General features: G+C 42.5%; 13 protein-coding genes and 1 rRNA gene. All 14 read right to left on the bottom strand.

Going from position 1 to position 15,975, the window contains the following annotated elements:
- A 23S ribosomal RNA gene (locus BT147_RS14540) occupies positions 1–221 on the bottom strand; the annotation flags it as partial.
- A gap of 242 nt (positions 222–463) precedes the next feature.
- Positions 464–1,489, bottom strand: a complete 1,026-nt coding sequence (locus BT147_RS14535) for a cytochrome d ubiquinol oxidase subunit II (RefSeq protein WP_072336966.1) — start codon at positions 1,487–1,489, stop codon at positions 464–466.
- A gap of 25 nt (positions 1,490–1,514) precedes the next feature.
- Positions 1,515–2,858, bottom strand: coding sequence for a cytochrome ubiquinol oxidase subunit I (locus BT147_RS14530; RefSeq protein ID WP_072336963.1), 1,344 nt, complete (start codon positions 2,856–2,858; stop codon positions 1,515–1,517).
- Between the two features lie 112 nt (positions 2,859–2,970).
- The gene (locus BT147_RS14525) at positions 2,971–4,215 is read right to left on the bottom strand and encodes an MFS transporter (RefSeq protein ID WP_072336961.1); all 1,245 of its coding nucleotides are present in this window, start codon (positions 4,213–4,215) and stop codon (positions 2,971–2,973) included.
- A gap of 217 nt (positions 4,216–4,432) precedes the next feature.
- Positions 4,433–5,686, bottom strand: coding sequence for a dihydrolipoamide acetyltransferase family protein (locus BT147_RS14520; protein ID WP_072336959.1), 1,254 nt, complete (start codon positions 5,684–5,686; stop codon positions 4,433–4,435).
- Between the two features lie 2 nt (positions 5,687–5,688).
- Positions 5,689–6,675 (bottom strand): alpha-ketoacid dehydrogenase subunit beta, encoded by a 987-nt coding sequence (locus BT147_RS14515; protein WP_072336957.1) that lies wholly within the window; start codon positions 6,673–6,675, stop codon positions 5,689–5,691.
- Complete coding sequence (gene pdhA, locus BT147_RS14510) at positions 6,663–7,721, bottom strand: pyruvate dehydrogenase (acetyl-transferring) E1 component subunit alpha (RefSeq protein WP_177239858.1); 1,059 nt, start codon at positions 7,719–7,721, stop codon at positions 6,663–6,665. The genes BT147_RS14515 and pdhA overlap by 13 nt, the downstream gene beginning before the upstream one ends.
- Positions 7,722–7,749: 28 nt before the next feature.
- Entirely contained in the window at positions 7,750–8,856 is a 1,107-nt protein-coding gene (locus BT147_RS14505) for a Glu/Leu/Phe/Val family dehydrogenase (protein ID WP_286119540.1), read from the bottom strand.
- A gap of 98 nt (positions 8,857–8,954) precedes the next feature.
- Complete coding sequence (locus tag BT147_RS14500) at positions 8,955–9,743, bottom strand: enoyl-CoA hydratase/isomerase family protein (protein WP_072336953.1); 789 nt, start codon at positions 9,741–9,743, stop codon at positions 8,955–8,957.
- 20 nt (positions 9,744–9,763) lie between these two features.
- Positions 9,764–10,510: an enoyl-CoA hydratase-related protein gene (locus BT147_RS14495; RefSeq protein ID WP_353640712.1), complete on the bottom strand. Its 747-nt coding sequence runs from the start codon at positions 10,508–10,510 to the stop codon at positions 9,764–9,766.
- A 218-nt stretch (positions 10,511–10,728) separates the two neighbouring features.
- Positions 10,729–11,733 carry an anti-sigma factor domain-containing protein gene (locus BT147_RS14490; protein ID WP_072336949.1) on the bottom strand — a complete coding sequence of 335 codons (1,005 nt, stop codon included), beginning with the start codon at positions 11,731–11,733 and terminating at the stop codon, positions 10,729–10,731.
- Positions 11,733–12,485 carry a sigma factor gene (locus BT147_RS14485; protein WP_072336947.1) on the bottom strand — a complete coding sequence of 251 codons (753 nt, stop codon included), beginning with the start codon at positions 12,483–12,485 and terminating at the stop codon, positions 11,733–11,735. The genes BT147_RS14490 and BT147_RS14485 overlap by 1 nt, the downstream gene beginning before the upstream one ends.
- A 306-nt stretch (positions 12,486–12,791) precedes the next feature.
- On the bottom strand, positions 12,792–14,741 hold the full coding sequence (locus tag BT147_RS14480) for an AMP-binding protein (RefSeq protein ID WP_072336945.1): 1,950 nt from the start codon (positions 14,739–14,741) through the stop codon (positions 12,792–12,794).
- Between the two features lie 160 nt (positions 14,742–14,901).
- Positions 14,902–15,975: YncE family protein (locus BT147_RS14475; protein WP_143188029.1), on the bottom strand; the 1,074-nt coding region annotated here is incomplete at its 5' end.

Below are 15,975 nucleotides of genomic sequence, written 5' to 3'. Positions count from 1 at the left end.
TCTTCCTCGGGGTACTTAGATGTTTCAGTTCCCCCGGTATGCCTTCCACTAGCCTATGTATTCAGCTAGCGATACCTGCTCTTCAAGCAGGTGGGTTGCCCCATTCGGAAATCTCCGGATCAAAGCTCACTTACAGCTCCCCGAAGCATATCGGTGTTCGTCCCGTCCTTCATCGGCTCTTGGCGCCAAGGCATCCTCCGTGTGCCCTTAGTAGCTTAACCTACAAAGGTTTGTTATTTCTCGGTAATCACATTTTCGGTGAATGCAACATGACGGAAGACTCATGTGTTTAATGATGTCTTCTATCTTTCTTCATTTCTGTATCTAATTTTCAAGGTGCATTATTTCGTTATTGGTTGTCCACCGCATCGCGGCGACATGTAATAATGTATCATGCCACACACAAATCGTCAACAACTATTTTTAAAAAAATAAACTCCAAATGTAAAAAGCAGGCGAGTCTCTATTTCCTTTGTAGATATCTCTTGTCCTTTAAGAATAAAGCCCAGAAAACAATGAAACCAGGAAGCAGGATTGCGAGCCCCAAACCAAGCACATTTAACAAGGAGTAGAAGGTATTAATATTAGTAAAAGCATCCCCCACTGTGAGATACGGATACACAATGTACGGAAGATGCGAGGTGCCATATGCAAAAGTAGCAATCCCATATTGAAGAATCACAAAGATAACAGCAATCCTCGGCTTGCCCTCTAGCTTTTTCCCTCGGTCGCTCCACCATAACGCCGAATAGCCGATAACGAACATGATAATAGAGAGCACAAACCAATTCTGATAACGACTGATGTTGCTAAGTAGCCAGCTTGCTTCTGGCCTAAAAGATAATAGTGTAACAACTGCCACTACTAACGTGATAGGTCCAAATAAGATTGCATTCCGTCTATAAACTTTATAAGCTCTCTGATCATTGCTTTCTTTTGAGTAGTCCGCCAAAAACAAGGAGGACAAGAATAACTCAGAAGTAAGTCCAAATAACATGTACATATAAACCGATGGGCTCGAGAAAAAAATCCCGAAATCTAACTCAGGTCCTCGAGGGCCTATATGAACAAAACCGCCTTCAGTCACTGGGAGAGCACTAATTAATAAAGCCGGCACTAATACGCCTGTTAAACCAGACACGGTGCGCAAGGTTCGGCTATAGCCCTGTACAGAATAGGCAAATACCATAAAGGAACTTCGAAGCAAAATGAGTAATAGGATTAAACTTACTGGTACAAGCAAAACAGTTCCAAACGTAAAAGCCGCTTGCGGGAAGAATCCGACAACTGCCACAACCAGCAATACTAAGATTGTATTGTTAATCTCCCAAGTGGGGGAGAGAAATCGATTCGCAATTTCACTTGACTGCGTATTTTTTTTTGTATAGATCATGGCCCAAAAGCTAGCACCAAAGTCAATCGAACCTGCAATACTATAGATAAAAACTAAGATCCAAATTACTAAAATGGCAATTTTCGGCTCTATCATGTACATACTCCTCCTTGGTCTTCATCTATGATAGATATCGCTCAATATCCTTTTGAATTGGATTTCTATGAAAATAGGATTTCATGACAATCACGACGAGAACTGCTAGGAACAAATACACAGCACCAAACATGAAGAATAAGATTCCTAGATGTGGTGCTGTAGTTGCTGCTTCACTGGTTCGTTGAATCCCATAAATCGTCCAAGGTTGCCTTCCACTACAACTAAAAATCCATCCAAACTCAATTGAAAGTATAGACAAAGGCCCTGTAAGAGCAAGGATCCATAAGAGCCATCTAGGGTAGGGATCTCCTCTTCGTATCATTCTCCTCCAGTACATATACAACCCGATTGCCGCAATCATAAGTAATAATGTTCCTAATCCAACCATGACATTGAACAATAAATGAGTATAAAACGGCGGCCATGTATCTTGAGGAAATTCATATAACCCTTTCACTTCGGTGTCAAAACGCCCCGCGGCCAACCAACTTAATAGAAACGGAACTTCTACTCCAAACTTCACTTTATGGGTTTCAGGGTCCACATATCCTCCAACTGCAAGGGGTGCGTATTTTTGGGTCTCAAATAATCCTTCAGCCGCGGCAAGTTTGGCTGGGTTATGGAGATGGAGCATTTGGGCGGATGTGTGTCCACTTAAAGCAGTTAGAAAGGAAAAGAGTAAGGCAACTACGAGTGAAAGCACCAATGCCTTTCGATGGATCATAGATTCTTTTGAATCATTCCGCTGCTTCAACCACTTATAAGCGGCAATGGAGACAATCGCAAACCCTCCTGTCATCAGAGCCGTAACCACTACATGGTACGAGGTGCTCCAGAAGGTAGGATTGAAAAACGCCTTCCATGGATCTACGTTGGTAATCGTTCCATCTGGTCTCATCTGAAATCCAGCAGGTGTATTCATCCATGTATTCGCCGATGTAATTAAAACAGCGGAAGCAGTAGCACCTACCGCGACTAAGAATACAGAGAAGATTCTTGTCACGGGGCGCAAACGATCTGCAGCATACACATAAATAGATAATGCGAGTGCCTCCAAAAAGAAAGCAAAGATCTCGATTTTAAACGGAACTGCAATTACTTGACCTACTATTTTCATAAATCCTGGCCAAAGTAAGGAAAGTTGCACCCCTACAATGGTACCACTAGGTATGGCAACACCCAGTAAGATGGCAATCGCCTTTGTCCATCGCTTCGCCATGATAAAGTAATCGTTATCCTTTTTCCATAGATGAAGTACTTCAGCTAGGAAAACCATAAACGATAAACCGATGCCCAATGTTGCAAAGATAATATGAAAGGCAAGAGAAGTTCCGAAAAATGCACGAGCTAACGTAACTGTATCCATAACATCCAACCTCATTTAATCGTTCCAATTTGCTGATATTATGCGATATAGGTCGCTGTGATATACAAATAAACAGCAAAAAAGCCAACTACATCCCCGTTGGCTCATCTGTTTACGGATCAGATTTTATTTTTTTATGGAATAAGTTCTCTCCAAACAGCTTGGGATGTCTCAAAACCCAGACACCCACTCCCATTAGTAAGCACACAGTACCTGCTAGAAAATATCCCGTTGACAGGGATTGATCGGTACCATAACTGACCAGAGGAACCAAGATACTGGTTAAAAATAATACCGAAAACTGCCGAAGTGACGATATTCGCCCCCGAATAGGTCCGACACAGCGTTGCTGCAATGTGCTAAGCATTACAACAATCGAAAGCACATTCCAAGAAGCTAAACAGAAACTAATGATCATAATCGCCAGCCAGTGATCCACGAAAGCGTATAGCAAGAGTAATACTCCTTGCATGATAATCCCCATAAAAGACAGTCTTGTTGTTCCCACCCTCCGAATAATTCGCGTCGTGAATAGCGAAGTAACAATCGCTCCAGCGGCGAAGCTAAATTCAAATGCAGACAGCCAAAAATAGTTCTCTTGAAACTTCTTAGTCACCATCGGTACGAGGGTCAAATTAAAAAACATAATGACTAGAAAGTCAGTAGCTGATATGAGGGAATGAAGCCAAAGAGATGTTTCACGTTTGAGCAAGTAGAAAACTTCTTTCCAATCTCTCCACAGATTTCCAATCCAAATATCCGTCTCAATAGACTCTTTTGTCTCAATTTTAGGAATGACTGCCCACGCAATGGCTAGTCCAGCTAAGACATAGGTAACACCATTAATCAAAATGACAAAACTGGTATCCATAAATGCAATGAGTGGAGCAGCTGAAACAGTTCCAATGATCGTTCCAAGCTGAGAGCTAGTGCCTACCATTGCATTAAATTTTTGCAAGCTTTCGCCTTTGCACAAATTAGGTATGATACTAAATGTAGCAGATTGATAAAAAGGTTTGCATATATTAATCACCAACGTAAGAGCGATGACATAATAAAACCATTGATCCGTCAAGCTCATCGCGGCCGCAATCACGATGATAGTGATCCCTCTCCCTACATCACATATCACACATATCCACTTTGGGTTTCCACGATCTACCATTGAACCCGCTATAAATTGCAACAGAAAAGAGACTAAATGTTCAAATATAATGACAAAACCAAAGGCTACGACAGAACCCGTATTTCTGTACATTAGCAAACTCATTGCAATGGTATGTGTGCCGTTGCCAATATTAGTCAGAAAAACAGAAAATAAAATTTTTTTAGCCTCTAATGAAAGCTGCGTTCTCATAAATTTTCTCTCAATCCCTTTATTTTGTAAGAAAATATTTATCATGGTTAAGCATATTTTTATATGATATATTAAAAAAATATTTTTTATTTATTATTGCATAATATTTTTTAAAAATCAATTATCTTTTAACCGCATACATCTATTCATTTGGATGAAATTCGAAAAATGAGTAAATAAAAATAGAAGGGTTTTTTCTCCCTTCTACTCAGCTTGGTTAAGCTAACATAACTAGCATGTTGCTAGGGTCTTGGGTGAAGGTTTGTAATGCCTCCGTAAAGCGAATCGCATCCGCACCATCTACAACACGATGATCAAAACTAAGTGATACGTTCATTCTCCAACCAACAGCCAATTCACCTGATTCATTTACAATGGGGAGTTGCCGAATGGGATGAATCGCTAAAACTCCGATTTCAGGTGATTGGATAATGGGTGTGGCCCACTCTCCTCCTAATACACCTGCGTTACTTATCGTAAAGGTACTCCCAGTCATTTTATTGGGTCCCAGCTTTCCCGTGCGTGCCAAAGTGATGAGGTCTTGTAATTCAATGGAGATGTCATTCAGCTTTTTCTGTCCGATCTCCTTTATAACCGGGACCAGTAATCCTTGTGGCGTATCGGTCGCGACTCCGATGTGAACGGATGAGTGTTGATAGATCATTTGCTCCTCTTCATTAAAATGGGCGTTCCATATTGGGTATTTTTTCAAAACACAAGAAATCATTTTGAGCAAAATGGCTGTGTACGAAATCTTTGAGCCATTTAATTGGGCTGATCGGGCTCTCCATCTCACTAATCCAGAAACATCTAATTGATCAAAGTGGGTAGCATGTGGTTTGGTAGTAGTAGATAAAAGTAGTCTTCTGGAAATGACTTTTCGAATGGGTGTTAGAGGTATTTGAACGATTTCCGTTTCGGATGGATGGATGGCTTGGTTAGTGAAATTAGATAGGCTGGAACTTAAAATAGGGGTATCGTGAAATTCTTCTGCTTGAGTAGCTTGAATGGGGGAAGATGCAGTATTTAGCTGTCGTTCTAGGTCACTTTTTAAAACCCTGCCTCCCGGACCTGAACCTTTAATACGAGCTAAATCTATTCCTAATTGTCGGGCTTGTTTTCTTACTGCGGGTGAGGCTAATGCTTTTGGGGATAATGGTCGTGTAGACTTTTGATTTGAAAAGGATGATTCTTGGATATCAGTTTCCTGTATGCGATCCGTGTCATCCTGCTGCGTAGCCGAATCGATATAAAATAAAGCTTCTCCCACTTTCACCGTCTCATTTCCCTCACCATATAACCGGCAAACGCGCCCTGCTTGAGGAGAAGGTAGTTCGACAACCGCCTTATCTGTTTGTACTTCAACTACGGCTTGATCTTGCGACACGATTTCTCCTTCTTGTACAAGCCACTTTACAATCTCAGCCTCTGTCACACCCTCGCCTATATCTGGCAATCGGAATGGAATCAATTTTATTTCCCTCCCTCTTGAACCACTTTGTATACTGCTTGGGCAACTTTCTCAGCCGTTGGTCGAAATTCGTCTTCTAGGGCATACATCGGCACGGGCACATCATAGCTGGTTACCCGAATCATCGGTGCTTCCAAGGAGTAAAAAGCCTGCTCTTGAATCATCGCCATCAATTCAGAACCAAGACCCAGCGTACGAGGCGCTTCTTGAACCATAACAACCCGCCCTGTTTTAATAACCGATTGAATAATCATCTCTTCATCTACGGGATCTAGCGTTCGAAGATCGATCACCTCACAGGAGATGCCACTTTTTTCACACTCACTTGCTCCCTGCATCGCGATCGGAACCATTGCTCCCCACGCTAGGATCGTTACATCCGTTCCAGTTTGCATCAATCGAGCTGTGCCTAAAGGGATCTCATACCAACCAGTAGGAACATCTTCTTTAAAGGCACGGTATAACTTCATTGGCTCTAGAAAAATAACGGGATCTGGTTGTTTAATCGCCGCTAGCAAAAGTCCCTTTGCATCACTAGGCGTAGAGGGAACAACTACTTTTAATCCTGGAGTATGGACAAAAAAGGTCTCTGTGGAATCGGAATGGAGTTCAGGTGCACGAATTCCACCACCATAAGGAGCTCGAATCACGATAGAGTTAGGAAATGCTCCTTGCGTTCGGGTATGAAGCCTCGCAATATGCGAGATAATCTGTTCAAAAGCTGGATAGATAAAAGTAAGAAACTGGACCTCTACAACGGGTTTAAAGCCATTTACCGCTAAGCCAATTGAACTACCGATGATTCCCGCTTCTGCAAGAGGGGTATCGATCACTCTCTCATCGCCAAATTGCTCCCATAAACCATCCGTAGCACGAAATACACCACCATTTTTCCCGATATCCTCCCCCAAGAGCAGTACCTCTGGCATCTCCTCAAGAGCAACTTGCAAAGCATCACAAATCGCTTGTACCATCGTTAGTTGAGCCATGGTATTTCCCTCGTTTCACATTCTGTTTTTTGCCTCATTAATTTTCGAGATACTTGGTGATAAACGTGTTCGAACAGATGAGTGGCTCGTGCAGGTGTGGAGGATTCGGCTTCTCTAATTCCTTGGTCAACCTGTTCATCGCAGTGCTGATGCCAACTTTCGATCTCTTCGAGGCTAATTAGTCCTTCATGCAAGAGACAGGTTTTCCATCTTTCAACCGGGTCTCTCTCTTCAATCCATTCTTTCACCTCATCTGAGGAACGATATCGGGTAGCATCATCGGCCGTCGTATGAGAACCTTTGCGATACGTCACTGCTTCAATAAGAGTAGGGCCATCCCCGTTACGGGCCCTTGTAATCGCTTCTTCCATTACACCTCGTACGGCAAACACATCATTTCCATCTACAAGAACGCCTGGAATTCGGTATGCTTTCGCTCGCTCAGCAATCGTTGGACTAGCAGATTGACGGCTAAAGGGAACGCTGATCGCATATCCATTGTTTTGGCAAAAGAAGATGACAGGTAATTTAAATACACCAGCGAAGTTTAATCCTTCATGAAAGTCTCCCTCTGATGTAGCGCCATCGCCAAAATAGGCAACTGAGACAAATGTTTCCTTCCTTAGCTTACTCGCCCAAGCTGCGCCTACTGCTTGAGGAATCTGTGTGGCAATTGGCACTGTTGGAGGCATCAATCTGACCCCTTCTGGCGGCCTACAACCTTCTACTCTGCCCATCCAATAGAGAAATACCTGTGAAATCGGCATCCCTACTTTTAGTGCAACCCCGTGCTCTCTATAGCTAGGAAAGACCCAATCCATCGGATGGAGTGCCATCGCACTTCCTATCTGTGCCGCTTCTTGTCCTTCTAACGGGGCGTACGTTCCGATCCTCCCTTGCCGTTGTAATAAAATCGCGCGACGATCAAATTGGCGAGCCAGTATCATAAAGCGAAGCCATTCTCTTTTTTCATCGCTAGAGAATTTTGACCAATGCTGTAAGCCCTGTTTAGTCAACTTTCCTTTTGGTGTTACCCACTGAATCAAAGTTATCTCCCCCCACTTATGTCTATGACTATCCAAGATAAATTCTGCGAATATCGGCTATTTTTTCTAACCGTTCCTCAACAATTTCATTGGCAGCCTGACAAGTGGAGATCTGGTGTTGTTCAGCACGTTTGTATACCTGAAGAAGCATCTCGTAAATAAAGCGAGCCTTTTCTTCCGCGCATTCTTTTGTTTTCTGTAAGATCTCCATTGCTACTTGGATCAAACCACCTGCATTTACCAAATAGTCTGGGGCATATAAAATTTCTCTTTGGGCTAATAAATCGGCACATTCATCATTTTCTAACTGATTGTTAGCCGAACCGATAATTGCTCGACAACGAAATTGATGTATATTGGAAGTGTTCACAATCCCGCCTCTGGCACAAGGAACCAAGAAGTCACAAGGTGTCTCTAAAATTTTATGTGTCGTTGTAATCTCAACCGATTCCGGGGACATCCGTTGAATGATTAAACAAGATGGGAGATGTACATCGGCGATGATTAACTCGGCCCCTTCAGCCAATAGAAGACCAGCAAGTCTCGCACCCACTTTTCCGATTCCTTGAATGGCAATCACTTTTCCCTCTAATGACTCAGATCCATATAAATACTCCGCCGTCGCCCGCATGCCTTGTAGGACACCCATCGCTGTAGAAATAGAAGTGTCTCCACTCCCGCCGTAATATTCGGGTAGGCCTACGATGTATTTTGATTCTTTCGCCGCATGAATAAAGTCTTCAGGAGTAGTGCCCATATCCGTTCCAGTATAAAATCGACCTTGTAAACTCCCTACAAATCGACCCACTGCTCGAAATAGCTCGGGTGACTTTTCAGTATGAGAAGAATCAGGTAAGATCACCATTTTCCCTCCACCGAAATCCACATCTGCTATGGCACATTTATGAGTCATCCCTCGTGATAGTTGTAGTACATCATCAAGTGCCTCTTGGGTAGAAGAGTAGGGAATCATTCGACAACCACCTAGGGCTGGACCCAAAGTAGAATCATGAATCGCTACAATCGCACGTAATCCCGATTTATCATGGCGGAAAAAGGTAACTTGCTCATGCCCTCCTTCTTCCATGCAATCAAATATATCCTTCATCACATACTCAGTTCGATTCTCTTCCACCAGTCCTTCACCTCTTCTGTTTTAATACTCAGAAAAAATAGACTCTGCCCATACGAAGATGGGCGGTTTAGGACTTGCTTGAAAAGCGTTTCGATGAGTTACTTTCCTTTGAAATCTGGCAAACGCTTCTCAGCAAATGAACGTACTCCTTCAAGGAAGTCTCTAGTACGTCCAGACTCACCTTGATTCATTGCTTCTTGCTCTAACATGTCGTCTAACGAGGACTCCATGGATTGATACGCCATTTTTCTGGTCATGGCAATGGCTTTGGTAGGGCCCTTGGCAAGTTGCTTTGCTAACTGCAATGTTTCGCTTTCCAATTCGGAGGCTGAAACCAATTTATTCGCCATTCCAATTTCCACGGCTTCTGTCGCAGAAACATCTCTCCCTGTAGTCAGAAGTTCTAGAGCACGGCCTACTCCCACTAGACGCGGTAAGAAGAAGGAAGCTCCACTGTCTGGGACTAATCCAATTCGTACAAAAGCGAGTGTAAATTTCGTTTGGGAAGCGACAATGCGCATATCACATGCTAGAGCCAAACTGCATCCAGCACCTGCGGCAACCCCATTTACTGCGGCAATCGTCGGTTTATCCATCGCATACATCTGTTGAATAAGTGGGTTGTAGCGCTGGCGAACTTCCACCTCAAGCTTTGGTTGTCCAGTCAACAATTGGCTTGCTTCTCTTAAATCTTGTCCCGAGCAAAATGCTTTTCCAGAGCCAGTTAAAATGACTACACGTGCTTCTGAATCTTGATTTGCCATACGAAATGCTTCTGTTAACTCTCTTAGTAGCTCTGTATTAAGGGCATTAAATAATTCTGGACGATTTAGCGTAATCGTAGCTACACCGTCCTCTAATTGATATAACAATGTTGAAAAAGTCATGTCATATTCCTCCTGGCGCGTTAGTTTCCATGAAATTGGGGCTTCCGTTTCTCTAAAAAAGCGTCGAATCCTTCATCTTGGTCATTTGTTGAAAATAAGAGATAAAAGCTATTTTGTTCGAGCAATAGCCCTTCAGCAAGACCTGATTCTGCGGCATTTAAAACAGATTGCTTAGCTAGTTGAATGGCAAGTGGAGCATGGGAGGCTATGGCTTTTGTTAAAGATCTGACCTCTTCTTCCAGCCGATCGCCTGGAACCACTCTGCTAATTAATCCCGTAGTTGCTGCCTCCTCGGCCGTTATCGTTCGGCCGGTTAAAATCATTTCCATTGCCTTCGATTTACCAAGCGCTCGGGTGAGACGTTGTGTACCCCCTGCACCCGGAATGACACCTAGACGAATCTCAGGTTGACCAAACACCGCTGTCTCTGAAGCAATGATACAATCGCAAATCATCGCCAGTTCGCAACCACCACCCAAGACAAATCCGCTTACTTGAGCAATGACGGGCTTCTTGATCCGCCGAATTCGTTCCCAATCTTTAAAAAAATGGGAATGAAGGAAATCACTTGGAGAAAGTGATTTCATCTCATGGATATCAGCTCCAGCGGCAAATGCCTGATCGATCCCCGTCAGAATCATACAACGAACCTCTCCGTTTCGATCACATTTCTCCAATGTATCTGCAATCGCACGAACCAATTCCGTATTAAGTGCGTTTAACGCTTCAGGTCGGTTGATTTGAACTCTACAGACTCCATCATTTATTTCTGTGATTAACCAACGGTTCTCCAGCTTGGATCGCCCCTCTTATTATCATAATGTTGATAAACATTATAACAAAAAATAGATGTATTCAGACATCACCATTTTATCAAATATGCTTGTTAGTGTCAGGTAATTATATTAACACGGTTACGCTTTTAAGTACTTGGAAAAAGGAAAAGGAGCCTACTATGGCTCCCTGATCGCTATATTTGTTGGCTTTATTCGCTTTTTTTACTATTATCCGTTTTCGACGCGGACGGAACAGATACTGGATCTTCTGGATTACTAGATTCCGGTTTCTGTTGTTTTGAACTTTCCTCATTCTCTTTTGGTTGACTAGTTGGAGGTGGACTTAGTTCCTTGTTTTGTTTGTCGTTAGACTGTTTCTTAAGTAGATCGTTTCCTTCTGTCTGAGGAGCTACTGGTTTGAATTGCTTCAGTTCAATTTGCTTGTTGTCTGCTAGTATATTCTCAATCGACTTGTTCTCTTGAACAACTTCCGAAATAGGCTTACTTTTTAATTCCTTCATCGGAATCGGCTGCCCCTCTTTTTTTGCTAATGCCCATACAGCATATTTACTAGGCGTCAGATTTTTAGACTTTACATGACCTTTCGCTTCTGCTGGGAGCGTAATCGCCGCTAGTGTCACATGATGAAAGTTGGTTTGATCGATAAATTCCTTTTGAATCTTTTTTTGCTCTAAACGATGCTTATCATCATCAAATAACGAGAGAATAACGGTATCATTCGCATTAACTAACCCTTCGCGCTCTGCCTCATGAATCATTTGTTTTGTAAATCTACTTATACTTGGTTTATCCTTTTTCAGTTTCTGATTCAGTTTAGTAGCCAAATTCTGGGCTTTTGTATCGTTTTGATCCATAGCTGTGATAGAAACGACATCATTTTCCTCGTTCACTCCAATCTTCATCCCAGCATTAATATCTACATAAAAATATGTTTCAGTTGCATGTGTTTCTTCTGAGAAAAAAGATGAGAAGAAGAACATCACTGCACAGGCCACTGCAGTTGCTACTCCACCAATCGGGGCAAGCCACTTTTTCTTTAGCAGAGACGGCTTTTCCTCTACGATATGAGAGAGTTCTACTTCTTCTCCCACCTTAGCAAGTGGGTCTATGTTATTTACTTTTTCAAACGATCCATCAGCACTCATGACGATCCAATGCTTTTCTTTTATTTCTAAAATGATACCTCGACGCATCATTGTTCCTCATTTCTATTGACAAGGTAACTTTTCATATACGGAACATCTTCTGACAAGATGATCGTCAAAGCAATTAAATATACCCTATGTCTCGTAAGTGTTCGACGATGATACCCTAACTCCTTCATTAATTCTTTATCTAGTTTGGCCGATTGGTAAAAAGACTGGAGGTATGTAGGCTTTGACACAATCGTCTTCGCAATTTCCAACATACTTTCACGTGTGTCTCGATGTTTCGGACACTTTTTTACTACCTCTTCCAATGTGATGCCATGCACCTCTAAAGCGCTTGTGAAAAACGCAATATCGTTACGAACTTGCTCAACTTGTCCCATCGCTTGATATCGTTCAACTGAGTGATGATTTAATTCTGGGTGAAGCATTTCACTCTCAGAATCAGCATACCCCGGCACCTCTAGCGGTATTTGATTCTGGTGCTTTTTTTCATGACGATAATAGTCAATTAGACGCCCTCTGATCACTACAAATGCAAATGCTAGAAATGAACCCTCTTCTATGGTTTGAAATCGTTCAATCGCCTCATCCATCGCGGAGTAGGCAATCATATATTCATCATCATGCTTAGTGATTACTCTTTGACAAACGCGTGATGCCATCCGTGCCACATGAGGTTCTAATTCGCGTAATAATTGGTCGCGTTGCAGTGGAGAGTCGGTAGATTGGATCTGTTCTACTCTCTTTTCAAAATCGGGCTGGTTGATAACGTTCTTTTTAAACACCCGGAACATTCGATAACCGACACCTCTCTATATATTAATACGTAAGTAAGGTCTTATTTGAGTCACATTTTAGTTGACGAAAATATGAATTTTACGCTACAAACTACTTTATTTTATTATCAGATTAATATGTAAGTATTTATATACAAGTTAACTATATAAACTAACTAGCTAATAAATTAATAATATGAAAATATAATTATACTACTACCCATTTTTATATTACCAAAACTAACTTCTTTTTCCCTCTGTATTTAGGAAATAAAAGAGAGAACTTTGTAGAATCCCTACATAGCTCTCTCAAAGTCTCGATTTTTAGTCCATTACCATTGACACTTTGTGTATCTCTTCTACCGATTTTGGGTTTTCTAATGAGGATAGATCTCCGAGCGACTTTCCCGTATAGGCTGCTTTCACGACACGGCGCAGAATTTTTCCATTTCGAGTTTTAGGTAGTTCCTGAATCAAATGGACTATTTTCGGGCGTAATGCTTTTCCCATCCGTTCTCCAACAAAGCTACGTATTTCTAAAGCAAGTTCTGCTGACGAATGATCAGGATCGACTTTTACTACTACAAAGCAAACAGCCGCTTCTCCTTTATCGGCATCTGGAACTCCGATGGTGACCGCTTCAATCACCATCGGATGTGCTACTAAAACGGATTCCATCTCGGCTGGTCCGAGACGCTTTCCGGCGATTTTGATCGTATCATCCGAGCGCCCTGTAATGTAGTACATGCCTGATTCATCCATCTGGACCCAATCGCCATGCACCCATGTCTTCGGCCAACGACTCCAATAAGCTTCCAGATACCGTATATCATCCTGCCAAAAACCTTGTGTCATTCCCACCCACGGTTTTCTAATTACCAACTCGCCTACTTCGCCTCGAACCGGCTGACCCTCTTCATTGTATATTTCTATATCCATCCCCGGAATCACCATATTAAATCCACATGGAACTTGTGGTTTGACGATGACATTTCCGAGAATGCCACCTGAGATCTCAGTTCCTCCTGAATAATTAAAAATCGGGACCTGTTTCTTTCCTACTTTTTCAAACAGCCAGTTCCATGGATCTGGATTCCAAGGCTCACCCGTAGACCCAAACACACGTAGACTGCTTATATCATGCGCCTCCACAAAGGTCTCTCCTTGTTTCATTAACACACGAATTAAAGTAGGAGAAATTCCAAGATGTGTAATTTGGTACTTTTCTACTAACTCCCACAATCTCCCTGGATTCGGGTAATCAGGGGTTCCATCAAACAATACAATTGTGGCACCGTTTAACAGTGTCCCAAACACTTTCCACGGTCCCATCATCCATCCCATATCAGTAACCCAGCAAATTACATCCTCTTTACGCACATCCATACAATATCCTTCGTCAAATGCTGCCTTAATCGGAAATCCGGCGTGTACATGAACCGTTCCCTTCGGGCGGCCTGTTGTTCCAGAAGTATAGATAATCATAAATGGATCATTGGCATCAGTTGGGTAACATGGAAGCGGTTTCATATTTGTCATCACAGAAGTCCATAGAAGGTCTCTATCATCCGTCATAGAGACCTCATTACCTAAATTAGATACAACAATGACTTTTTCAATGGACAGTGATTGTTTTACAGCACGATCGGCTTCCGCTTTCATCGACACTACCTTACCACGACGGGTAAAGCCATCTGCTGTGATTAGGAATCGAGCTTGGCAGTCATTGATCCGAGTCGATAATGCATCGGCTCCAAAGCCTGAGAAGCAAGGGGAGAAAATAGCTCCGATTTTCGCAATTGCTAGCATGGCTACCACATTTTCTACAATCATGGGCAGGTAGATCGCGACACGATCACCAGCAACTAGACCCAATAATTGTAATCCATTGGCACACTTATTTACTTCTTCCCACAACTGTTGATAAGTCCATCGGCCTTGTTTTCCTGATTCATTTTCATACACAATCGCCACTCGATCACGCGAAACCGGATCTTCTAAAAATCGATCCAATGTGTTATACGCTACATTCATCTTGCCGTCTACAAACCATTTGGCATGCTCGACTCCGTCGGCTTGATCTAAAACCTGACGGTATGGCGTTGTCCAGTGAATTCCTAAATCTTGAACAACATTCTCCCAAAACCATGCTACATCGTGAATGGATTGCTTTCGAAATTCCTCAACGTCAGAAAAACCAAGTTTTTTCATAAACTGATACAGTCTGCTCTCTTCTATTGTTTGTTGACTAGGAGTCCATGCTGGTTGGGTCATTTCGTAGATCCCCTTTCGTAAAGTCACTCTATTATGTATTTTATATGTATTTATTCTTTAAAGAAATAGGATAAATAAGGTGTTACGCAAGAAATAGAGAGGGAGCCAAACCATGCGCTCTCCCTCTACCTATGAATCTTGTTATGACAAGCATGTCAGATTAACCAGAACTGTAAGGATTTACACCGATCCACCTTGTTTGGGAAGGAATACTGATAATCCTGACAAACTGGTTCGTTGATCGATCAGCAACTGATATTCTATTTGCAGAACTCGCTACATAGAGGGCATTGATAGGGAAATTATTTTGCATGACACTTGTAAGTGGATTCATTGAGTTTCCGTGTATATTGGTACTTCCAGTAAGCGTAATCGTACCTACAACGGTCTTCATCGTTGTATCAATGACTGTGACACTTGCTCCACCAAAGTTACTACAGTATGCACGATTGTTTACACGATCAACCGTAACCCAAGTAGCAGAAGCTCCGCAAGTAATGGTGGCTACAGCAAGAAGGCTATTGGTATCATAAGCAGCGACAAAGTTATTAAACAGCGGAACATAAATGGTATTGTTCAATGGGTCAACCCCTATAATATGTGGTTGGCCTCCAGTAGTAATGGTTGCAACGATCGTGTTGTTATTCTCCGTGTCAACGACACTGACGGTACCGCTACCCGTATTTGGTATATATAAGCGGTTATTAATACTATCAAAGCTGGACTTCCGGTTACTATTGCCAACTGAAATGATGGAAGTCGTACCCGTTAGCAAATCAAGATCCGTAACTAAGTTAGTAGCTGGGACTTGTGCTAAATATAAACGTTGTCTGTTTGTATTTAAGGTCGCTCCGTTAGGGGAAGTACCAACTGTGAAGGTTTGTATGACTTGATTTATACGTCCGTCAATAACGGAGACAGTACCTATAGTTTGATTAGGAATATATATACGATTATTCATAATATCGACATCTCCGCCGTCTTGAGAGCCAGAGCCGACAGGCACAGTAGCTACAATTAGATTGGAAAGGCCATTAATTACATAAACGAGATTTTGGTTAGCTGCCCCGTTTGCTATTGTAACATAAAGCATTGGTACAGCGCCCGAACCAGTTGTACCAGGTCCGGTTGGGCCTTGTGGGCCGGTATCGCCTTGTGGGCCAGTTGGACCTTGTGGGCCGGTTGGGCCTTGCGGGCCAGTGTCGCCTTGTGGGCCAGTGTCGCCTTGTGGGCC

Source organism: Thermoactinomyces sp. DSM 45891 (assembly GCF_900119485.1).
In the GTDB taxonomy this organism is placed as follows: Bacteria; Bacillota; Bacilli; order Thermoactinomycetales; family Thermoactinomycetaceae; genus Baia.
This window is presented reverse-complemented; position numbering and strand designations above follow the sequence as displayed.